The sequence below is a fragment of the Cysteiniphilum sp. 19S12-1 genome (assembly GCF_052030685.1).
GTDB lineage: Bacteria > Pseudomonadota > Gammaproteobacteria > Francisellales > Francisellaceae > Caedibacter.
The window spans coordinates 1-23,074 of record NZ_JBQAJM010000026.1; the positions used below are offsets into that span (position 1 = coordinate 1).

At 36.2% G+C, this 23,074-nt stretch carries 22 protein-coding genes; 12 read left to right on the forward strand and 10 right to left on the reverse strand.

Annotation, left to right across the window (positions count from 1 at the left end; all coding sequences use genetic code 11):
• Nucleotides 1-66: 66 nt before the first annotated feature.
• The 8 genes from ACTS4L_RS08775 to pstC form a co-directional block, all read right to left on the reverse strand.
• Nucleotides 67-456 carry a nitrous oxide reductase accessory protein NosL gene (locus ACTS4L_RS08775; RefSeq protein WP_440651948.1) on the reverse strand — a complete coding sequence of 130 codons (390 nt, stop codon included), beginning with the start codon at nt 454-456 and terminating at the stop codon, nt 67-69.
• A gap of 166 nt (nt 457-622) precedes the next feature.
• The gene (locus ACTS4L_RS08780) at nt 623-1,309 is read right to left on the reverse strand and encodes an MBL fold metallo-hydrolase (protein WP_440617346.1); all 687 of its coding nucleotides are present in this window, start codon (nt 1,307-1,309) and stop codon (nt 623-625) included.
• Between the two features lie 5 nt (nt 1,310-1,314).
• Nucleotides 1,315-1,842 carry a rhodanese-like domain-containing protein gene (locus tag ACTS4L_RS08785; protein ID WP_440617347.1) on the reverse strand — a complete coding sequence of 176 codons (528 nt, stop codon included), beginning with the start codon at nt 1,840-1,842 and terminating at the stop codon, nt 1,315-1,317.
• A gap of 74 nt (nt 1,843-1,916) precedes the next feature.
• Nucleotides 1,917-2,213, reverse strand: a complete 297-nt coding sequence (locus ACTS4L_RS08790) for an ArsR/SmtB family transcription factor (protein ID WP_440617348.1) — start codon at nt 2,211-2,213, stop codon at nt 1,917-1,919.
• A 208-nt stretch (nt 2,214-2,421) separates the two neighbouring features.
• A complete protein-coding gene (gene pstS, locus ACTS4L_RS08795; RefSeq protein WP_440617349.1) occupies nt 2,422-3,489 on the reverse strand; it encodes a phosphate ABC transporter substrate-binding protein PstS in 1,068 nt (355 codons plus the stop codon).
• Between the two features lie 31 nt (nt 3,490-3,520).
• Nucleotides 3,521-4,387: a phosphate ABC transporter ATP-binding protein PstB gene (gene pstB, locus ACTS4L_RS08800; RefSeq protein WP_440617351.1), complete on the reverse strand. Its 867-nt coding sequence runs from the start codon at nt 4,385-4,387 to the stop codon at nt 3,521-3,523.
• 31 nt (nt 4,388-4,418) lie between these two features.
• Entirely contained in the window at nt 4,419-5,246 is an 828-nt protein-coding gene (gene pstA, locus ACTS4L_RS08805; protein ID WP_440617352.1) for a phosphate ABC transporter permease PstA, read from the reverse strand.
• Nucleotides 5,246-6,187 carry a phosphate ABC transporter permease subunit PstC gene (pstC, locus tag ACTS4L_RS08810; protein ID WP_440617354.1) on the reverse strand — a complete coding sequence of 314 codons (942 nt, stop codon included), beginning with the start codon at nt 6,185-6,187 and terminating at the stop codon, nt 5,246-5,248. The genes pstA and pstC overlap by 1 nt, the downstream gene beginning before the upstream one ends.
• 183 nt (nt 6,188-6,370) lie before the next feature.
• Here pstC and ACTS4L_RS08815 point away from each other — a divergent pair, with 183 nt between their 5' ends.
• From ACTS4L_RS08815 to ACTS4L_RS08840, 6 genes are all read left to right on the forward strand, one after another.
• On the forward strand, nt 6,371-7,960 hold the full coding sequence (locus tag ACTS4L_RS08815; protein WP_440617355.1) for an FMN-binding glutamate synthase family protein: 1,590 nt from the start codon (nt 6,371-6,373) through the stop codon (nt 7,958-7,960).
• Between the two features lie 232 nt (nt 7,961-8,192).
• Complete coding sequence (locus tag ACTS4L_RS08820) at nt 8,193-9,320, forward strand: calcium:proton antiporter (protein WP_440617356.1); 1,128 nt, start codon at nt 8,193-8,195, stop codon at nt 9,318-9,320.
• Nucleotides 9,321-9,434: 114 nt separating this feature from the next.
• On the forward strand, nt 9,435-9,671 hold the full coding sequence (locus ACTS4L_RS08825) for a hypothetical protein (RefSeq protein WP_440617358.1): 237 nt from the start codon (nt 9,435-9,437) through the stop codon (nt 9,669-9,671).
• The gene (locus ACTS4L_RS08830; RefSeq protein WP_440617359.1) at nt 9,659-9,943 is read left to right on the forward strand and encodes a type II toxin-antitoxin system RelE/ParE family toxin; all 285 of its coding nucleotides are present in this window, start codon (nt 9,659-9,661) and stop codon (nt 9,941-9,943) included. The genes ACTS4L_RS08825 and ACTS4L_RS08830 overlap by 13 nt, the downstream gene beginning before the upstream one ends.
• A gap of 73 nt (nt 9,944-10,016) precedes the next feature.
• A complete protein-coding gene (gene rlmE / locus ACTS4L_RS08835) occupies nt 10,017-10,643 on the forward strand; it encodes a 23S rRNA (uridine(2552)-2'-O)-methyltransferase RlmE (RefSeq protein ID WP_440617361.1) in 627 nt (208 codons plus the stop codon).
• Between the two features lie 11 nt (nt 10,644-10,654).
• A complete protein-coding gene (locus ACTS4L_RS08840) occupies nt 10,655-11,215 on the forward strand; it encodes a cob(I)yrinic acid a,c-diamide adenosyltransferase (protein WP_440617363.1) in 561 nt (186 codons plus the stop codon).
• A 5-nt stretch (nt 11,216-11,220) separates the two neighbouring features.
• Here ACTS4L_RS08840 and dcm read toward each other — a convergent pair whose 3' ends face one another.
• Nucleotides 11,221-12,453 (reverse strand): DNA (cytosine-5-)-methyltransferase, encoded by a 1,233-nt coding sequence (gene dcm, locus ACTS4L_RS08845; RefSeq protein WP_440617364.1) that lies wholly within the window; start codon nt 12,451-12,453, stop codon nt 11,221-11,223.
• Between the two features lie 127 nt (nt 12,454-12,580).
• Between dcm and ACTS4L_RS08850 the strand changes: the two genes are divergently transcribed.
• Complete coding sequence (locus ACTS4L_RS08850) at nt 12,581-13,264, forward strand: Eco47II family restriction endonuclease (protein ID WP_440617366.1); 684 nt, start codon at nt 12,581-12,583, stop codon at nt 13,262-13,264.
• Between the two features lie 8 nt (nt 13,265-13,272).
• Nucleotides 13,273-14,646 (forward strand): Trk system potassium transporter TrkA, encoded by a 1,374-nt coding sequence (gene trkA, locus ACTS4L_RS08855; RefSeq protein WP_440617367.1) that lies wholly within the window; start codon nt 13,273-13,275, stop codon nt 14,644-14,646.
• Nucleotides 14,647-14,745: 99 nt separating this feature from the next.
• On the opposite strand, the gene ACTS4L_RS08860 is transcribed toward trkA, so the two are convergent.
• Nucleotides 14,746-15,051, reverse strand: coding sequence for a helix-turn-helix domain-containing protein (locus ACTS4L_RS08860; RefSeq protein ID WP_440617369.1), 306 nt, complete (start codon nt 15,049-15,051; stop codon nt 14,746-14,748).
• A gap of 614 nt (nt 15,052-15,665) precedes the next feature.
• Between ACTS4L_RS08860 and ACTS4L_RS08865 the strand changes: the two genes are divergently transcribed.
• From ACTS4L_RS08865 to ACTS4L_RS08880, 4 genes are read left to right on the forward strand one after another with little or no spacing between them, the layout of a single operon-like run.
• The gene (locus tag ACTS4L_RS08865; RefSeq protein WP_440617371.1) at nt 15,666-15,806 is read left to right on the forward strand and encodes a hypothetical protein; all 141 of its coding nucleotides are present in this window, start codon (nt 15,666-15,668) and stop codon (nt 15,804-15,806) included.
• 47 nt (nt 15,807-15,853) lie between these two features.
• Nucleotides 15,854-20,371: an amino acid adenylation domain-containing protein gene (locus tag ACTS4L_RS08870; protein WP_440617373.1), complete on the forward strand. Its 4,518-nt coding sequence runs from the start codon at nt 15,854-15,856 to the stop codon at nt 20,369-20,371.
• Nucleotides 20,371-21,825 carry a PAS domain-containing protein gene (locus ACTS4L_RS08875; RefSeq protein ID WP_440617374.1) on the forward strand — a complete coding sequence of 485 codons (1,455 nt, stop codon included), beginning with the start codon at nt 20,371-20,373 and terminating at the stop codon, nt 21,823-21,825. Before ACTS4L_RS08870 ends, ACTS4L_RS08875 begins: the two co-directional genes overlap by 1 nt.
• Nucleotides 21,826-21,851: 26 nt before the next feature.
• Complete coding sequence (locus ACTS4L_RS08880; protein WP_440617376.1) at nt 21,852-22,715, forward strand: PAS domain-containing protein; 864 nt, start codon at nt 21,852-21,854, stop codon at nt 22,713-22,715.
• The last annotated feature ends 359 nt before the right edge of the window (nt 22,716-23,074 follow it).

The window sequence follows — 23,074 nt, forward strand, 5'->3', positions numbered from 1 at the left end:
TTTTATTTATTTCACTCATAATCTGTGGTCGTATTTCTTAAATTCAAACATCAAAAGTGCGTAACTTCAGTTATTAAGTGATTTAAATGGAACATAACTGATACCCATCGCACTGCGCTGTTTACTATCAATGACAAAATAAAGGTCTTTTACAAGCATCCACTCATCATCGTAACTAGCCCACGCTTTATCATCAAAGTTTTGTACATAAATAGCTGCCATACGCTCTCTATCTGGTTTGTTCAAGATAATAGACATTGCTTCAAATAAATCACAATAGAAGGTGTGCTTACCATCTTTCCAAACAATTTGCACATGCGGTCCTGAATAGTTAAGTATCACCATACCGCATAAACTACATATATCCGCTTTCGTTAGATCTTGAGGTTGAGTTTCACTCTGCCTACCACAACCAGATAATGCCGCAGCAAATAATATCACAACACTAAATAACATAATAACAGCACAATATTTTCTTTTGAAAATGCTCATCACTTAAATACCCGTCATCCATTTTTCGTATATGGGTTAAAGCGGATTAGTCTACTTGATGTCGACAATATTATAAACTGGTAACTACCAAAATCTTTATCTAACCCTTATCCCAATAAACGTTTAAGGATCATTTATCCAATCCGCATCTGAGATTTGCAGGGACAGCAATATCCATATACTTTGGATTGGGTAGATTTAAATTTGCCATTAAATCGGCATACTCAGAGGCACTACTAACCTGTAATCTTGGATTGAAACGTTTTTCCTCATAAATACTGCTTGAAGTGCGACCGCTATAGTCGTGACCTGGATAAACGATTGTGTGCTCATCCAAACTCAATAATTTGTTTTTAATGCTGTCATATTGTGCATAAGCATCGCCATTTTGAAAGTCAGTTCGCCCTGTTCCACGAATAAGGAGGGTGTCCCCTGTAAAAACAAAGCCATCTAAAACAAAACTATAAGAGTCATCGGTGTGCCCTGGTGTGTATATGGCTTTGAGTTTAAGTCCATCAAAATTAACGGTCTCATCTTCTTTAATTTTAATCGACACGCAATCAGCTTTTGATTGCTCACCCATTATGCTTTGACAGGTTAACCGCTCACGAAGCGTTCCAATTGCGGTAATATGATCAGCATGCACATGAGTATCAATAGCAGCAATTAATTTCAAATCTAATTCATTAATCAGTCTTTCGTACTCATGCTCATGACCTTTCACTGGATCGATGATAACGCCCTCGCGCCCAATACCTGATGCAAGTAAATAGGTATACGTATAAGTATCAAAATCGAATAACTGTTTTAAAATCATGATCATTATTCCTTGTTTTTTGTTTTGTTAAACGGTAGAAACATTAATAAATTTGCAAGCGCGCAAGTACCAGATAGTCCTGCAAATAATAATCCCGCACCAAAAAAAGCGCTCAAGATATTGAACCATGGTGAAATGATATAGGACAGAACAATACCTAGTACAACCATAAAACCAACAATAATTTGCACCTGACGCATAATAGGAAAGGGAGCTTTAGCATTAATAACCGTTTGTAAGTTTGCTTTTTTCCATGCACTCATTCCTCCTTTTAGAATATATACTTTTTTGATAGGAAGTTTTGAAAAAAAGCCTTCTGCTTGACGCGTTCTATGACCAGACTGGCAATGAAACACAATAATCTCATCTTCTGAAAAAACATGCGAATTTAACTCGTTTAGCGTTTTGTTAATGGCGCCTTTTATGTGCTCTTTTTCATACTCCTCTGGTGCTCTGATATCAATTAACTTGACGCATTGATTCTGACAAAGCTCATTGTATTCATCGATTGAGATAGTTTGGCAGTAACTCATTATTTTCTCCTTGCTTTGTAGGTTATTCTAAATTAGCAAACCCTAATATTTTGGCGAAATTTTTTATTTATTTTTTATTTACAGTAAATCTCGTAAAGTGTGCTTATAATTTTTTTTACATTTTGGTCTTCAAGCTGATAATAAACCGTTTGCGCTTCTTTTCTTGTGGTAACAAGTTTCTGTTTGCGTAGTACAGATAAATGTTGTGAAAATGCAGATTGACTTAGATTTGAATATTCTGCAAGCTCACCAACAGAAAGCTCACCTTTTGTTAAAAGACACAGAATCATTAATCTTGACTCATGTGAAATAGCTTTTAACAATTTGGCAGCTTTTTGTGCATTCTCACGCATCACGATTAAATCACTCATGCTATAATCCTTCGGACAAATTGTACACCCAATAACATTAGCATATACTACATTAGATTTAAATAATATACTATGATGATTTTAGTTTATTTATGAATTTCAAGCCCCACGATTGGGAAATGGTTGATATAAATAAATTGAAATAAAGCTTTTACTCAACAAAATATAACTCAATATGAGATTTAAAACATAGGGAGTACTATATTATCTACCCCTTATCCCAATAAACTTTAATGCCTGCAACCACATTTTGTGGAATACCAACATAATCAAGTTTCTGAGCGATCTTGTCACCTTGCGCAGAATAGGCAAAAGTAAAGAATTGCTTAATATCTTGATTGATGCCTTGCTTTGCTTTCTCAGGTAACAAAACAAATGTCGTGGCAACAATTGGCCAACTATCATTTCCTGGCTGATTAACCAATAATAAATTGTAGTTATTCTTCGCTTGCCATGACGCATATTTTGCAGCACTTGCAAAACTATTTAAATCCGCAGTCACCGTTTGACCACTTTGATTGATTAGTTTAACCGTTGGAATATTCGCAGTTTTGGCATAGGCATATTCAACATAGCCAATACTATCACTGACTTGTTGTACTTGTGCTGCCACTCCCTGATTGCCTTTAGCACCAATACCTACCGGCCACTGCACTGAGGTATCAACACCGACTTGCTGTTGCCATATAGGATTAACCGATGCTAAATATTGCGTAAAGTTATAGGTTGTACCTGAGCCATCGGCACGATGTACCGTAATAATCGCATTGTGTGGTAACTTAAGCTTTGGATTTAACGCAATAATCGCTGGATCATCCCAATATTGGATCTTACCCAAATAAATATCCGCTAATACTTTACCGCTTAAGACAAGCTCATTCGTTTTAATACCTTGCACATTAATCACCGGCACAATACCGCCAACGATTGCAGGAAATTGTAATAAATTGTACTTGCTAAGCTCAGTATTGCTTAATGGTTGATCTGATGCTGCAAAGTTAACAGTCCCTGCAAAAATCTGACGTTGCCCGCCACCTGAGCCAATTGGCTGATAATTAATTTTAACACCTGTTTGATTATAATATTCATTTGCCCAGCGTGACATTGCAGGATAGATAAAACTTGAACCTGAGCCCATAATAACTGATTGGCTTGACGCCGCCTTGCCATCACTTTCATGCGCTTTTTCACTGCATCCTGATAATGCCAGTACAGCCATAGCACTACTTGCTAAAGCACCAATCAATATAGTTTTCTTAAATTTTGATCGTTTCATTCATTTATCCTTATGTTTTAAGTTTAAACCGTTATTCATTATGAATATAATCAACCGTTCGTGGATCCTTAGGTGCATTAAAGAATACATTAGTTGGGGCATACTCGACAAGCTCGCCATTAATCATAAACATCGTACTGTCTGATAAGCGCTCAGCTTGTTTTAAATTATGCGTCACCATTACAATTGTATATTGAGTCTTTAACTCTGTGAGCAACCCTTCTATTTTCTTTGTGGAAATAGGATCAAGCGCTGATGTTGGCTCATCTAATAATAAAATTTTAGGTTTTACCGCCAGTGTACGCGCAATACACAATCGCTGCTGTTGTCCACCTGAGAGGCGTGTACCTTGCTGTTGCAGCTTATCTTTAACCTCATCCCATAAAGCGGCTTGTTTTAATGCCTCTTCAACGCGCAGTTGCAATTCAGCCTTGGGTAACTTCTCATGCAACTTAATAGCAAAGGCAATATTATCAAAAATACTCATCGGAAAAGGCGTTGGCTTTTGAAAGACCATGCCAATTTCTTTGCGCAGTTGATTCAAATCAATGTTTTTTTCTAAGACATTTTGCCCTTGTAACAAAATCTGCCCTGTGGCTTTTTGCTTAGGATATAGCTCATAGATGCGATTTAACGTTCTAAGCAAAGTTGATTTTCCAGATCCAGACGGACCGATTAGTGCGGTAATTTTATTTTGCGCGAAGCTTGCGTTAATATCATGCAATGTCTTGCTGTCACCATAATAAAAGTTCAGATTTTTTACTGATAAGTACTGCTGATTTAGCAAATTTAACACCCTCCCTTGTGGCTCAAGTTGACTATCATCAGTTTGCGCCTGTGCTTTATTTTCTATACTTTTTGTGTTTTCTAAGTTTTTAAAATCTGTCGATTGTTGCATGATCATCTCTTATTCTTTACTTTATTACCAGTTATTTATCTTTTGCAATCCAACGAGCCGTTAGATTCATTACCAATACTAATGCGGTAACGATAAGTGCTGCTGTCCAAGCCACTTGCTGAAACTCAGGATATGGTTGCATCGCATTTTCAAAAATCATCACCGGTAAGCTCTCAATCGCTTGCCCCATATTGAAACTTAAAAAGCTGTTTTTTGCTGAGGTAAATAATAATGGTGCGCTTTCGCCCATCACTCTTGCGGTAGCTAGTACCACCGCAGTAATGAGCCCTGTCTTTGCTGAGCGAAAGCCAATCATCACAATCACACGCCACTTTGGCACACCTAGTGCAATAGCTGATTCCTTGAGCATTGGCGATACAAGATATAAAACATCCTCCGCAGCACGCGTAATCATCGGCATCGCAATAACTGCGAGAGCAATGATTCCGGCATAGCCTGAAAAACTGGTATTAACAACAATAAGCGTATAGATAAACAAACCAACAATGACTGATGGCGTGCTTAACATCATGTCATTGATAAAGCGTAAGACTTTAATCGTGCGTCTAAATTGTCGAAACTCGACAAAGAATGTCGCCGTTAAAATCGAAATCGGTGTCGCGATCACGATGGCACCAATCGTTAACATCAGTGAGCCAACTATCGCATTTCTAAGTCCAAGCTCTCTGGTGTCATGTGTAAAAAGATACGTACTAAAGCTAGGCATACCCCGCATCACCAACTCATATAAAATACTGCATAAGAAAAAGATACTAATAATCGCACTTAGCCAACACAGTGAAACAAAAATATTTGATTTAATACGGCGCTTAAGTGCTACTTGTCCAATCATACTCATTATGCCACCCCTACTTTGTAACGCTTTAAAATCCAACGTGATATCAGTAAAACCACCAAAGTGATTAAGAATAATATCAATCCTGTTTCAACTAATGCTGCGGGATACAATGTGCCTAATGCCTCATTAAACTCATTGGCAATGGCTGATGAGATAGTTGCACTTGGCATAAACAAACCTTGCAAGCTATGGACATTACCAATCACAAAGGTCACCGCCATTGTCTCGCCTAATGCGCGACCAAAACCTAAAATAATCGCACCCATCATGCCCGGTAACGCATAAGGGAAGATAACATTTTTGGTCACTTCCCACTTAGTCGCACCAATACCAAATGCTGCTTCTTTCGTCACTTGCGGAATCGCACTGATCACATCACGCATTACCGATGAAATTAAAGGAATCACCATAATGGCTAAGATAATACTCGCAGCAAAGATACTACTTCCCGTTGGTAAGCTTTTGATAAAGAACATTACCAATGGTTCAAAATGCGCCCAAAATGAGCCACTTTCAGCAAGAGCCGAAAACTTAGCCTGCCATGATAGTGATAAAGGCATTAATTTTAATTGCAATGATTTCACCCACGGCAAAAGCACAAAAAGCCCCCAAATACCATAAACGATACTGGGTATCCCTGCCATTAACTCAATCAATCGCGCAAAAACTCTGCCTATACGTCTGGGCAATAACTCATCGATTAAAAGTGCAACACCTAAGCTAAACGGCACAGCAATTACAAGCGCCAAAATGGATGTAACCAGCGTACCAATGATGACTGAATAGGCACCAAATTGCTCAGTCACAGGATTCCATGCATCACTCCACAAAAAAGAAATGCCATACTGGCGAATGCTTGGCCAACTAAATACAATAAGACTCATTAATAGCAACACGAAAATAATCAGTGTTAGCGATGCCAGAGCTATTAATAACTTCAAAAAGTTTTTATCCCCACTTTGCCTCAAAACCTATCCTTCCTACTTAATTAAGTCGTTGCTCAGCATAAATATCAATTGTTACAGTTATGTTACAAATGATGGCGATGGTTGTTTTAAATTGAATTTCTCATATTTCTCACTATTATTCCATATGAACATAGGACTAAACATTAAGGAATATTTATGTTTCACATTTCAGAACGTAGAAAATGGTATATTGGATTTGGGATTGTCTTACTCATTATTCTTGCTTTTTTAGCTTTGTTGCACAGTGAGATTACGATGAGTATAGTGATCATTGCGCTTATTATTGTTGCCATTTATGATGTAACACAAAAAAAGCATACTATACTGCGCAACTTCCCTATCCTTGGGCATATGCGCTTTATCTTGGAGTTCTTTCGCCCTGAGATCCAACAATACTTTGTTGCGACAGATCAAAGTGAACGACCATTTGATCGACAAACTCGTTCTTTAGTTTATCAGCGCGCTAAAGGCATTGAGGATACGCTCCCCTTTGGTACCGAGCGGAATATTAATCAACCAGGTTATGAGTGGGTTCTGCATTCACTAGCACCGATTCACCCAAAAGATGTTAACCCTAAAATTCAAATAGGCAATCATCAATGCACAAAACCTTATATCTCATCACGCTTAAATATTTCGGCCATGAGTTATGGTGCTTTATCTAAAAATGCAATTATGGCACTTAATAAAGGTGCTAAGCTTGGTGGGTTCTGTCATAACACAGGTGAAGGTGGCTTAACAGAGTTTCATCGCCAAGGGGGTGATATTTGTCTGCAGATTGGCACAGGATATTTTGGTTTTAGAACCAAAGATGGACACTTTGACGCAGAGAAATTTGCTATTCAAGCACAGTATGATGATATTAAAATGATTGAGATTAAACTATCACAAGGAGCAAAACCAGCGCATGGCGGTGTTTTACCTAAGGAGAAACTCACCCCTGAGATTGCTAAGATTCGTGATGTGCCGATGGGTGAGGATGTTTTATCCCCTCCTGCGCATACTGCTTTTTCCACACCTGTTGAGCTATGTCAATTTGTACAAAAGCTGCGAGAGCTCTCAGGTGGCAAGCCCATTGGTTTTAAACTGTGCATAGGTCGTAAAACCGAGTTTTTCGCCATTTGCAAAGCCATGTTAAAAACACAAATTTTCCCTGATTTTATTACCATTGATGGTGCTGAAGGTGGTACAGGAGCCGCCCCTGAAGAATACGTCAATCATATTGGTGTGCCACTTGAAGATGCTTTAGCTTTTGTCCATAACGCATTGGTTGGTTGTGGCATTCGCGAGCATATTTGTATTATTGCTAGCGGTAAAACTGCGACAGGATTTGACATGGTCAAGCGTATCGCTTTAGGTGCTGATGTAATCAATAGCGCCAGAGCTATGATGTTATCCTTGGGATGCATTCAATCCAAACAATGCAATCGTAACACCTGTCCAACAGGCGTTGCCACACAAAACCCACGACTGTACAAAGCACTCGATATTGATGATAAGAAGCAGCGCGTTTACCGCTTTCATGATGCAACCGTTAAGAGTTTTACTGAACTGGTTGGTGCGATGGGACTTAAAAACCCAAGTGAACTTTCAGCCTCACGTGTTATACGTCGCATTGATGAGAAAACCGTGCAATCACTTGATGAAGTCTATCAATACCTTAAAAAAGGTAGCTTACTAGATGATACTAACTTACCAATCCAATATGCAAAATACTGGCAACAGGCTTTGGCTGATCAGTTTTAAAAACAAGCTTTAGGTTATGAGCGAAACCTCCTTTCTAACGGCTTCTTCCTAAAAAGTACTTGCAAGTGAGCAACTAAAGATTGTAAGGTATCCACCGATGAATTATTGCTAACATTTTTGCTATTTATTGCGTTTTGCGTTAAGCAATAGGCTTCAATTTTAGTTCACCAAAAGCGTAATCATACAAGAAACTGATTTAAAATTTTAAATAACTGAATAAGCAGGAGGTAAAATGCACAAAACAATAAGTTTTATTAAAACCGAATATGGCGTTATTTTACCGATTACCCTCTTTATTCTATTGAATATGGTTTTTTCAGGCTTAAATCCATATAACATAAGTCATTTTGCAACTGCAGCAACAACCTTTGTTATCTTTGCAGTGATGCTTGTTTGCGCCTTTAATGTAGTCAAACATGCTGATTGGTTAGCAGAAAAATTTGGTGAGCCTTATGGCACCTTGATTCTAACACTTTCTGTTATCTCAATTGAAGTGGCACTTATTATTACGATGATGCTTATTGGCAAAGGTGACCCAACGCTTGCCAGAGATACGATGTTTGCTGTGATTATGATTGCTGTTAATGGTTTTGCTGGACTTAGTCTATTAACAGGCGGCATTAAACATAACACGCAAATGTATAATACCGAAGGTGCAAACATCTATATCTCCTTGCTTATTCTTTTATTAACCGTTTGCTTAATACTTCCTAATTATACGGTTGCGACTGATGCCGGCACCTTTAACTTAAGTCAATCCATTGTCGTCATTATTGTTTGCGTGATCCTTTATGCTGTTTTCTTGATTAAACAAACCGTAACACATAAAGATTATTTTCAGTATCGGCATGAAGACGATGCTGATGAGGAACACCACAGCCCAATGGGCTCAGTACTTTATCATGTCATTATGTTGCTACTTGGTCTTGTCGTGATGATTGCACTATCCAAAAATTTAGCCAATTTTCTTGAGTTTAGCATCCAAGAAGCGGGGCTTCCGAGTAAACTAGGCGGCTTTATTATTGCGCTTTTAGTGTTAACCCCTGAGGGTGTGAGCGCCATTCAATCGGCATACAAGAACCAACTACAGCGCTCTATCAATCTATGCATGGGCTCTGCCGTTGCTACTATTTGTCTTACCGTGCCGTCAGTACTTGTAATAAGCCTTGTCCTTGGTCAACCATTAGTTCTTGGATTAAATAGCACATCGATTGTCATCATGGTACTAACCTTTTTAATTGCTTTGGTTACCTTTACCTCACGACGCACCAGTGTTTTTAATGGCATGGTACTTCTGAGTGTCTTTATTATTTACTTTGCGTTGATTTTCGATGTTGCTCAACCGTTATCTCAATTATAAATTCATCCAAGAAGCAATTCTTTAACAAATTTAAAACAATCCATGTGAGGAAATTTGCAAATTGCGATAATTTGCTCTAACCTTTCCACATGAGACAAACTTTGGAGTATTACCATGGGATTTATATCAGTCAGACTTCCTGAAGAATTTGTTAATGAAACGAAAGGTTTTGCAGAAAAAGGTTATCGCACAGTACCGCAACAAATTCTATATTGGGCAGAACTTGGTAGACAGCAAGAGCTACGAAACTGGCAAGTTGAGAAAATGAGACTCGGCTTGCAACAAGCAAAAAATGCTCAGATTGCCACAGAACACGATGTTTCACGAGTATTTAGTAAATGCAAAAAATAAACTGGTCACTTGAGGCACTTAACGACTTTGAAGACTATGTTGATTGGTATTTAAAATATGCTGATGAAGTTGTGGCTATGCGCTTCATGGACAGTATTGAAAGTGCTTTAAAGTATATTTCATTAAATCAACATGCCTCACGTATGGTAGGTGAGATTCCCGAGTTAAGGGAATATATTGTGTATGACTTTCCTTTTTTAATTTCTTATTGGATTAAAAATCAAGACGAAATCATCATTACTTCTTTTCTACATCAAAAAATGAAAAAGTGAAAAAGTAAGCTACTGTATATTTTCCTAGGTGATATACTGTTGACATTAATTAGCACGACACCTTTATTTGTTAATGTCAAAAAACAAACATAGCAAAAGTAGCAAGCGCTGGCTTGATGAACATCATAATGATCATTATGTTAGCCAATCTAAAAAAGGTGGTCTAAGATCACGCGCAGCTTACAAACTCATGGAATTACAGCAAAAAGATAAACTCTTCAAATCAGGCATGACCGTTGTTGACTTAGGTGCTGCTCCTGGTGGTTGGTCACAGGTTTTAACGGATTTCGTTGGTTCTAAAGGCAAGGTATTTGCCCTAGATATTTTGCAGATGGATCCTTTGCCTGATGTAACCTTTATTCAAGGAGATTTTACTGAAGACGAGCCTTATGAAGCCTTAATGCAATTAACTAAAGGTGAATCCATTGATTGGGTAATCTCTGATATGGCGCCAAATATGAGTGGCAATCGTAATACTGATCAAGCCGGATCGATGTATCTGGTTGAATTGGCACTTGATTTTGCCGATAATACACTAAAATCACATGGCAATTTCTTAGCTAAAGTTTTCCAAGGTGAAGGCTTTGACCCCTTTCTAAAAGCCGTTCAAGAACGTTTTCAAAAAGTCGTTATTCGTAAGCCAGATGCATCTCGTGCTCGCTCACGTGAGGTCTATGTGATTGGGTTTAATAAACGTTAAGGATACTATTCATGGGTTATAGGCTATCAAAAATTTACACCAAAACCGGAGACAAAGGCACCACTGCCCTTTCAGACAATATTCGCATTGATAAATGTGCGCCGATTATTGAAACCATTGGTCAGATTGATGAATTAAATGCTGCTATTGGTGTCATTGTCGCTTTTTCAGACAATTTTGAGATCAATAGACAATTACAAAATATCCAGCATCATTTATTTAATATTGGTGGCGAGCTATCTTTCCCTCAATTTAGTCAGCTAACAGATCATGCCATTGTGATGCTTGAAGCCCAGATTGACCAATGGAATAAAACCTTACCACCGTTAAAAGAGTTTATTTTACCCGGTGGATCGAAGTGTGCAGCTTTAAGCCATCAGGCGCGCACCATAGCACGTAAAGCCGAACGCCACTATGTTGCCTTGACTCAAGATCAGGCAAAAGCGTATAACCCACTTATTTTAAGTTTTTTAAATCGCTTATCTGATTATTTATTTGTGTTGGCACGTTTTTTTAATCAGCTAGATCAGCATGATGAAGTGTTATGGAAAAGCCATCGCTCAGAAAAATAAGAATCCTATGGTAGCTGGTTGAGTAAACTCACGATACTACGTCCAATTGCATAAGACAGATTAACAGGAACTGCATTACCAATTTGCTTATATTGACTCGACATTGAGCCACAAAATTTCCAGTCATCTGGAAAAGTTTGTATTCTAGCATATTCTCTGATTGTTAAAGGTCTTGTTTCCTCTGGGTGACATCGTTCAGTTTGCTTTTGCGCAGGAGCACATGTTAAAGTTAACGATGGCTCCTCCCAAGATAACCTCCTAGCCATTCCTGTTTTCCCACCTCCCAAAAAATAGCTTTTCTGCATATACTCTTTTTGCAAATCATCCGGTAGATGGCGCCAATACCCACCTTGTGGAACATGATCTAGAATTTCTCTTTTCCGCTTTGGATATACAGACCCTATAGACTCAGGAACATCACAATCATATAAATCCCCTTTTTTTAAAGCATCTTTCAGTGTGAGTATTTTTTTATATGGCGACGGCCAATCAAAGCTTAATTCATCAAAGAACAAATCCTTTCTTACTGCCACGAAAAACAATCGTTCTCTTTTTTGGGGAACTTGGAAAAATATGGCTTTTAACACTTTTGGTTCTGCCAAAAATACATATCCTATTTCATCAAAGACCTCTTTGATTGTTCTAAACGTATTGCCATTGTCATGACTTAAAAGCCCTCTTACATTCTCCGCAAGTAAAATTTTTGGCTGAATTTCTTTAGCTGCACGAGCAAATTCAAAAAACAAGGTTCCTCTGATATCATCAAATCCAAGTTTTTTTCCAGCATATGAAAAAGCTTGACACGGAAAGCCCCCAGATAGTAAATCAATTTTATACTTATACTCATTAAAATTAACTATCGATATATCCGCATGACAAATATTCCAATGAGGGCGATTATGTTTCAAAGTAGCGCATGCATCTTTATCAATTTCATTCAAAAAAACATGTTTAAATCCAGCTTTTTCCAACCCTAGAGCCAATCCCCCCGCGCCAGCAAAAATCTCTATTGAGCTATATTCATTAAGCGGCTTTATGCTCATTTCAGCATCCCAATTTGAAGTCAGCATTAATTTGGCCTGTTCAAATTGAAGAATCTGTGATTGATGATACACTCGATAGTTATTTATTGGATGGCGTATGGATGTAAGTTTCCCAGATTTATCCCAACGTCGAAGCGTTTCTTTTGATACTGATAATATATCTGAAATTTCTGAAAGCGAATAGTATTCTTTCAAAGTAAACCTTATTCAACTTTATGCATGGTTATCAAGAATAATGCATTCTACCGAAAATGGAATTACAAACCAAATGTTATTTTAATAACATAAAGCATATTTTTATTTAAATAACAGGAAAAACTTAATGGACTATTTTGACGATATAAATGCCATAAAAAAAATTATCGGCAGTATCTATTCTAAGTATATGAATAAAAAAGATAAGCATGATATTTTCAAGAATGTTATAGATCCTTTTTCATCCTTAATTGAATCTAGTTTTCAAGCTTATGACTATGATGAGTGGGTAGCTAATGAAAAAACAAGGCAACTACAAAAAACCTTACAAAATATGATTGGAACGATGCATGAGGAAATTTTAGGTAACATTACTGGTGTTCGAAAATTAAAAGTAGGAAAAGTTACAGATATTGTTGTTGATAATAAAAGAATCATCGCTGAAATAAAAAATAAATTTAACACAACCAAAGGTAATCACAAAATTAACATCTATGATGATCTATCAAAACAGCTTACAAAGCCAGAGTTTAAAAATTATACTGCTTACTACGTTGAAATTATTCCTAAAAAACCAGAAACATATAATAAACCGTTTACTCCGCCAGACAACACATCTAAAACAAATAGACCTACCAATCAGAACATCCGTCAAATTGATGGGAAAAGTTTTTATGCCTTATTAACGAATGATGAAAATGCAATTTATAAAATTCACAATGAGATTCTTTCTGCAATTAGTAATCTAGGATTAAAAACCCACCCTGACTTTATCACACTAATGCACCACACTTATGGAATACCAGATTAGGAAAAATTATGAAAATCATCATTTTAGGTGCCGGACAAGTCGGCAGTTCATTGGCTAAGAATTTACAAAAAGATCATAACATTAGTGTCGTTGATGAAAAAGCTGAGCGACTAAGACATATTCAAAATCATTTTGATGTTAAAACGATCTGTGGCTCGGCATCACACCCCAACATTCTTGAAGAAGCAGGCGCAAATGATGCGGATATGATGATTGCGGTAACAAATAACGATGAGGTTAATATTGTTGCTTGCCAGATTGCGTATAGCCTCTTTAAAATCCCAACGAAAATCGCACGTTTACGTAATAAAAACTACGCACGCTATCCGCAAATTTTTAATAATGACAATATTCCGATTGACCTTATTATTAACCCATCCGAGTTAGTTACTCAACGCTTAGTGCGTTTAGTTGAGCATCCTGGCAGCTTCCAGATTGTTGATTTTGCCAATGGTCGCTTGCAACTAGCAGGGAGTGAAATTGCCGAGGACTCACCACTTCATGGCATGAGTATTCGTGAATTTCGACAAGAGCTTCCTGATATTGATGCGCGTGTCGTTGCCATCTATCGCAAGAAGCAAAACCTACTTATATCCGCTGATACGGTTTTACAAAAAGCAGATGAAGTGTTTTTTATTGCTGAACGCATTAATATCCCTGCCATTTTACGCGAATTCCAACCGCAACAAACCGCGTTCCGTAAACTATTTATTGCAGGTGGTGGCAATATTGGTATGGGGCTTGCCAAGAAACTTGAGAATGATTACTTAGTTAAAATCGTTGAACGCAATTATGAAAACTGTCATTTAGCCGCTGAAACATTAAACAATACCACCGTGCTTTCAGGTGATGCCTCAGATGCAGAGTTATTAAATGCCGAGAGCATTGATGATACCGACCTTTTTTGCGCGGTGACCAATGATGACGAGGCCAACATCATGTCTGCGATGTTAGCTAAAAAAATGGGTGCTAAAAGCACTATCGCTCTGGTTAATAGTCTAAGCTATGCGGCTTTAGTTGATGAAACACATACCATTGATCGCGCGATTTCACCACAGAGGATCACCATTGGTGTGATTCAAACTTATTTACGCAAAGGCGATATGCTAAATATCTACTCCCTATATGGCGGGCATGCGGAGTCTTGCGAAATTGTGGTGCATGGAACTGCTGATAGCTCACCCATTGTCGGTAAAAAGATCAGTGAACTGAACTTACCTAAAGCAATTATTATTGGCGCTATCGTTCGCGATGACACTATATTAGTCGCACATGATCACTACGTGATTGAATCAGGAGACCACGTTATTGTGACGATTACTGACCTTGACCATGTTTATACGATTGAAAAACTCTTTCAGGTATTACCTGTTTTCTTGTAATTTTCTCACACGATCTGACACATAGCGTTACCGAAGCACGGTCATATGATTTGTAGTGCTTAAACAATGTATGCTTTGTTGGTTGAAGTAGATACTTAACTAAGCTAGCTTACTATGCTGACTATCCCTAATGGGTGTTGAATGAGGATCATTAAACAAGTCATCAATTTTAATTTCTAAATACTGCGTTATGCTATAGATTGTCAACAAGTTAGGCATGCATTTTCCATTTACAATCTTACTTACTGTGCCAGTAGAAACGCCTAAGTTGTTGTGTAGCTCCACACTATTGACGCCTTTACTCAACATACACCTTCTGAGATTAAAACCAACAAGCTTAAGCTGTCTTTCACACTCTGTGTTGTCAGTATTGGTATAGGTTAAGTCGTGATCAAGCTTTCCCATATTTCCGATCCTAATGACCTACTTCATAAGTAAAAATTATAACTAAACGCTAAAAAATAGCAAGTTTTTCTTGCCATATAACTAAAAACCCGCTACGATAATAGCGGGTCATAGTTAAGCCCCCATCTTGACTGCGTTAACCCCCATAAAACTAGAAGGAACTAGATAAAACGCAAGGATTATGACCCAAACGCCTCAAATCTTCCACAAAGAAGATAATACACTTTTCCTAACCTAATGCAATAGCATATTGCTATAAATTTTAATTATATTCCATTTTAGTCAAAATGTACTCTTCTGTAGATTCCTATATAGTCTCTACCACCTGAAACCAAAGATTTCTTAGCAAGATTGACATTTTTATTACTGAGTTATTAGTAACCAATGGTATTATATATTTTGCTTATAAGTGTTGATGCGTGGGGTAATCGATTTGTTGCAAGAATACATGTAATCAAAATAATTTAAATGTAATAACAACATCATGGTTATCTGACCATTTCATTTATAAGCTTTACTTATTACTAATGGCTTGACAATAATCGATTGGCAAGTTGTTTGTGATAAGTCATTAACTTTATTCAATATCCATAATAACTAAAGGGGAACTAGTTATGAAAAATAAACACGTATCAATCAACAATACCTATTGGTCTGATTATTTAAAAGACTGCACACAAAATGATATTGTCAAATCTACTAATACTATAGAGAAAAAAAAACAATTATCATTGGTAACACTGGCCTTTGTCTAGAATGTTGTAAAATTATTTTTAAGTCATATGATTATGACCTAATTGCTGTGGTTACTGAAGATGAAAAAATACAGCAATGGTGCCAACAACAAAGTGTTTGTACACTATCTTATCAAGAATACCAAGAAAGTAATTACCAAGGTTATGTGTTATTTAGCATTGCAAACAGCCACATTATCCCAAGAAATCTTATTGAAAAACACAAGGTTCAACATGCAATCAACTACCATAATGCATTGCTGCCTAGCTATGCTGGAACTAATCCTACAACTTGGGCAATTATTAACGGAGAAAAAAAACACGGGGTTACTTGGCATAAAATCTCTGGTGAAATTGACGCTGGCGATATTATTCGACAAGAGGAAATAACAATTTCAAGAGAGGATACTACGTACAGCCTTAATATGAAGTGCACTCAAAAAGCACTTGCATTATTTAAAATACTATTATCTGATTTGTCAAATAATCAACTACAGTTTCAAGCTCAGGCTTTAAATGAAAGAAGTTATTTTTCATTAAATCACTCGCTAAAAAACCATGGCTTTATTAATGGTTGTGAAAGTTTAACGCAAATATCTCGTTACTGCCACGCACTTGATTTTGGTGGTGATCAATCAAATCAAATTGCTACAGCTAAGCTTAGTTTTAAAGGATCAGTCTATTTATTAGGCGTACCTATATGGGTTGAAAAACCCAAAAACTTTTTTGATTTAAAAGGCTTGTACATTGTTTCAAAGGATAAGGCACTACACTTTCCATCAATCTATAACTGTTATGGTATTGAAAAAAATATAAGTAAAATAATTAGTTTTGAAGAATTACAAAAATATAACATTACACTGGGTGATGACCAGTATCATCAACTAAAGCATATCAAAAAACAAGAACGTAGTTACGCACTAGCTATCAATTCTTTGAAAAACAAAGTAAATTCCACGCTTCATTTATCAATGAATCATACGACACAAGAGTCATTAGAGTATTCGATTAACACATTAAACTTAAGTACTACGCAGATTATTGGTGCTATTTCATTAGTTTTACTACGCATTTTTCATCAAAATAACTTTCTAGTCTCTTGTTATGTCGAAAACCCTGATTTAAGACATTTATCTTATTTAGTCGATACCAAATACATGATTGAGCTAAAGCAGGTGTTGAATGAGGAAAAGCTACTAAATTTTCAAGAGTATATTCAAAATAACTCACTAAAGAAGCAAAACATTACCAAAGATTTTTATTATCGTTATAACTGTATGGAGTTATTAACTGATATTGCCATTTATCAGGGCAATAGCTTTGATACTATATTTGCGCATAAATTGAATTTTGTTATCAATAATGGGCAGCTTAATATTACTGGCATTAAAACCGACTCAATTGAGCTTAAAGGTATTGTTAGCGCCCTAACCACAATGTTTAAGCACTACAAATATTATTTAAATAGTGGCGCTTTTATTAAAGATATTCCTCTTTTGTCAAAAGAAGAATATCAGAAAATCATTGTTGACTGGAATAATACTGATAAACCTTATCCAAGGGATAAAACTATTTGCCAACTATTTGAAGAGCAAGTTGAAAAGACGCCCAATCATATTGCAATTGTATTTGAGGAGAAACAGTTTACTTATAAAGAATTAAATGCCAAATCTAATCAATTAGCGAGATATTTGAAGACATTAAGCAATATTCAACCTGATGATTTAATTGCAATATGCTTGGACAAAAGCTTAGAAATGATTGTTGGAATTTTAGGTATTTTAAAGTCGGGTGCAGCTTATGTGCCTATTGATCCTAATTCTCCTAATGAGAGGGTGAAATATATACTTGATGACACTAAAACATCTTTATTATTATCACAATCACAATATGTCTTTAAACTTAAAAATATTTCAAAAGCAATCATTATCCCCTTAGATGAGCTTAGCTATAAAACCTTTCCAGTATGTAATTTAAATGATTTGAGTAGCTCTGATAATTTAGCCTGCACAATTTATACTTCCGGAACAACTGGGCGACCCAAGGGCGTATTGTTAACACATAAAAACATTATTAGTCTGGTCGCTAATAATTATATAGAAATTAATAAGCAAAGTGTTTTTTCTTACTTATCTTCTCCTGCCTTTGACGCATCATTTTTTGAAACATGGACTCCTCTACTTTCTGGTGCAAAATTAATTATTCCTAATAGTATTATGAACCTAGTGAGTGATATAAAGACCTTTAAATTATTTCTAATTAGTCATAAAATTAATGTGTTATGGTTAACAAAGTCCTTGTTTAATAGTTTATTTTTAAATGACAATACAATTTTTCAAACTATCAAATATCTTTTAGTCGGCGGTGAGGCACTGGAAGTCGATATCATTAACAAAGTTTTAAGCTGTAAACACAGGCCGCGGTATCTTATTAATGGATATGGACCAACTGAGAGCACTACATTTGCCGCAAGTTATCATATAAATAAAAAAATTAATTTATCTTCTGTTCCTATTGGAAGGCCTTTAAATCACCGGAAAGTATATGTTTTGGATAGCAATCAGCAACCCTTATCAACTAATATCATTGGAGAGTTATATATTAGTGGAGAAGGTCTAGCACGCGGTTACTTAAACCAACCTAAGCTTACGGCTGAAAAATTTATCCTCAACCCTTTTGCAAGTGGATCTGATAACGAAAGTGTCGCTTGTCGCTTGTATAAAACAGGTGATCTAGTTAGGTGGTTATCCACTGGAGACTTAGAGTTTATAGGACGTAAAGATACTCAAATTAAACTGCGAGGATTTAGGGTTGAGCTAGCTGAAATTGAAAATAGTATAATGGCTATTACAAATATTCAGCAAGCTGTTGTGATTAACAAAGTAGTCAACGATGAACAACATCTTTTTGCTTATTTTACCTCAAATAGTCAAATGAAGTCTGATTTAGTAATAGAGCAACTTAAAAGTAAGCTGCCGCACTATATGATACCCAGCGCTATATTACAGATACATGAAATACCTCTAACTGCAAACGGTAAAACTGATATAAACGCCTTACCTGATATTGATTTTAGAAGTACTCAAACATATATCAAACCAAGAAACCAACAAGAAAGGATCATTTGTCAGGCTTTTTCTAATGTTTTATCTATCGAAAGAGTTGGAATTGATGATGATTTTTTTGCACTAGGAGGTAGTTCTATCAAAGCAATTCAACTCACAATGCTTTTACAAGAAAAGTTTAAAGTAGAAGTTTCAGAAATATTTGAGCTAAGGACACCACGAAAGCTTGCCTATAATAAAGATATAACCAACAATTTATTGAAAGTTAAATTAGAGAAAATCAAGCACAGCTATGCTAAACAACAGAGCAATCTGCTTAAGCCAGCCGCATTACTTAAAAAGAAACTGTATCTGTCAGAAGTAGCAAATATGCCAACAGTAAATAATAAACTAAAAAAAATTAATAATATTTTGCTCACTGGCGCTACTGGCTTTTTAGGTTGTAATTTATTGCATCAATTACTAATTTCAACCAACTATCAAATTTACCTTTGTATTAGAGCTGAAAATGAAATACATGCAATCCAGCGAATTACTAGAAAGTATCAGTTTTATTTCGGGCTACCTCTTGAAGCGCAATATGGTAAACGTATTACTTATATTGTCTGTGATTTAGAAAAAAAACAAATTGGTTTAAGTGACTCTGCATATTACAAGTTAATACAAAGTATTGATAGTATTATCCATTGTGCTGCCTTAGTGAAACACTACGGTATTGAACAAGTATTTTATAATGCTAACGTCCAGGCAACTATTAATTTACTTGAGCTTTGCGAATTAACCAAACTTAAAGACTTTCATTACATTTCAACTTATTCGATTATGCATAGGGTAGATTCCGATCAAGATGATGTGGTTCATGAAGGTGACTTTCCTAAGCTTCATAAACGAATGACTGTCTATAATAGAACAAAAGCACTAGGGGAACTTAAGGTAATATCAGCAAGAGAAAAAGGAATCACATCAAATATTTATAGAGTAGGTAATATGGCTTTAATGCTACACAGGTTTCAGACTCAGGAAAACTTTAATGATAATGCCTTTAATAATTATTTACAATTTTTATGTAACGTAAGGCAAGTTCCTATAGGTAATAATGTTGTTGAAGTTTCACCTGCAGATTTAACAGCCAAAGCCATTATCACGCTATTTGATAAAGACAGTCTAAGAAATCAAATATTTCACCCTTTCAACCCTAATAGGTTTGATATTTCAAAAGTAGAATTAATGGGCGACAAAATTCAGGTAGTTAGTATGCAATCATTTATTTCTACAGTTACCAATAGCATGTGTCAAAGCCGATTTAGTCATTCCTACTTACATCTAGGGTGGAATTTTAAAGATGAATTTATTGATAAGTTCAGTGTAGATATTCTTCAACAAAAAACGACTCAAATTTTGTCAAATCTAGGATTTCAGTGGGAAGAATTATCTTATGGATTTCTTGAAAATTATTTTGAAATGTTATCTAATCAGTTCTTAGAAGAGAATACCAATGAAATAAGAAAGGTATATGCATAATGGATATCTTAGTCAAAAATGGTTTCATCAATAGTGTTAAACTAGATGGTCGTTCCCACCTTAAACATATTTTAGGAAAGCAATATAACGATGTCTTTAAAAAGTCAAAGCAAGACGACTACCCTAAAAGTATTCTTGTAATGGGACAAGGTGAAAAGTTATCCCACTTTCTGGTTAGTAAATTTACCAAAACTAACGAGGGTATGCTGTACAATTTAATTCAGGTTGACGATTTAATACAGTACTTCAGTAATAGATTAACTCAAAAAGAACAAGAATTAAACTCAATCATAGATATGGTTCCAGGGATTTTATATTGGAAGGATAACAAAGGAAACTATCTTAAAACTAATAACTCTAAGTTGGCTGGAGGTATGAGTGCTTATGAATTAGTGGGCAAAAATGACCTTGATATATGGCCAGATAAAGCTAAGGAATTAAAAGCACATGATTTAAAGGTTATTAATACTAAAAAAACCTCAATACAAGAGGAAGTAACGATAGAAAAAGGTATAACGAAATATTACCTTGCTCAGAAGTCACCTTATTTTGACCATAGTAATAATGTTACTGGGATTGTTGGGCTATCTATTGATATTACCGAGCGTAAAAAACTAGAACTTGAATTACGCAACAAAAAGAATCAGCTTGAAAAACGGCTTGCTTTTCAAAAGCACTATATTAAGTCATATGGCTATGATTATATTAGTGTACTCAAGCTAATTTCCGAGTCGATAGAAAATATTGAAGCGCGATTAATGCAATTAGATATTCCTCAAACTGTGCGTAGTGATCTAAACGATGACTTTTATCAGATCAATGAAAGTTTATCAGAGATTTATACGCTATATCAGAAGATTAATACCGCCATTTTGCAACAAGATGAACGTCAGCAAATCGTAACCGTTGAATCAACTTTGGAAGAAATCATTGAGAATGAAGTCGGTCTTGCCAATACTTTTATCAACAGTGATTTAAAAACCAAAGTAAAGTACCAAATTGTACCATTAGCGCGTCAGAAACTATTGATTGATTATGCTAAGCTGCGTCATATTGTTCGCACCTTTCTATCCAACTTCACAAACTCCGTAAGTGCAAAAAATAGTCATGATATCAATTTAACCATTACTGCCAAAGAGAGCTTTAAAAGCGATACCTTGTATGTCACTTTTTCTTTTAATGGTGGCACGCCCTTTTTAGAGCTTGAGGCTGATATGATTCGTGCCGAGCATTTGATTAATCACTCACTTAATCATATCCCAGGCAGTAAGCATAGTTTGGCTTATGAGCTAGCATTAGCAAAGTCTTACATCGAGCTACTATGCGCTGGCGAAAAATTAAATGACGCTATACTTGATCAGCAACAGTTGTCATTTACCCTACCATTTAAAAAAGTATACTATGAGGACAAAGCACCAAAGCTCAAAGCAATCATTAATGGTGTGAGCGATTAAATTTAACTAAGCTAGAGAGGTTATGGATGAAGCTAGCAAATAATAACCAATATTTACATGAAGCATTTAACGAGACTCAGCAGACAATGGCTCCATTTGAGAAGCAATTGCTTGATTGTGGAAATGTACCTTATGAATTACAGCAGGTTATTGATTGTCTTGATGCTCATGTTTATTGGAAGGGACTGGATGGTGACTATTTAGCTTGCAATCAGGCAGTTGCCCAATTTCATAATAGACGTCACGCGCAAGAAATTTTTGGCAAGACAGACCAGCAATTACTCTCTGAATATACTGCAAGTATGGTCAAAAAGCATGATGGTGAAACCATGGTATCGAAGAGGACTATCCTTTATGACGAATACGAAAGTGACAAAAAGTTGCATTTTTTATCACGAAAAAGCCCCCTCTTTAATAAAAATAGGGAGGTAATTGGTATTGTTGGTGTGTCTGTTGACATTACTGAGCGCAAACAGTTGGAGCTTGAATTAAAACAAAACAAAGAAGGCATATTCACATTTGATCAGGATATCGAAGTCGTTGCAGACAGCGATTTTCTGCGTCCAGATTTGCATAAAAAATCGCAATACCTAACAAATGGCTCTGCTATTAGCTTAACTGTTGAGGCAAAGAAATTTTATCGCGATGTTGTCGATGCATTATCGGTAAAACAGTTGGATGTGCTTTATCTGACTTTGTCAGGTTATAAAATGAAAATGATTGCCTATCACATGAATATAGGTATTGAAACGGTCAAAACCTATATCAAGCAAATCAGATTTAGATTAAATTACCACTGTACAACAGCGATGATTGAGGATTGTTTCAAGCACCGAGTTAAACATCAATTTGAGCGATCACAAGCGCTCATGAATAAGTTTCACCGCTAATGTTTATATTCCAATGTAATGAAAGAATAAGTTGTACCACTTATTATGTTGCGTGAATGAGGGGTAATTAAAACACGACTAATTTGGCTAAGACTAAATATTCACCCACAAGTGTTCATCGTACCCTGAGCGTAAGTCGAAGCGATGCACTGAGCATCAGTCGAAGCGGTGCACTGAGCATCAGTCGAAGCGGTGCACTAAGCAACAGTCGAAGTGTGGGGAAGCTTGGGGAAAATCACACTCCATAGAGGCTTCGACTTACGCTCAGCCAGCGCTTACACAATCAAAGTGGGCTCGAATATAGTCATAGCCACTAATTTTTATTGATTACTGTTTTTTAGTATAACGCTAACTTATAC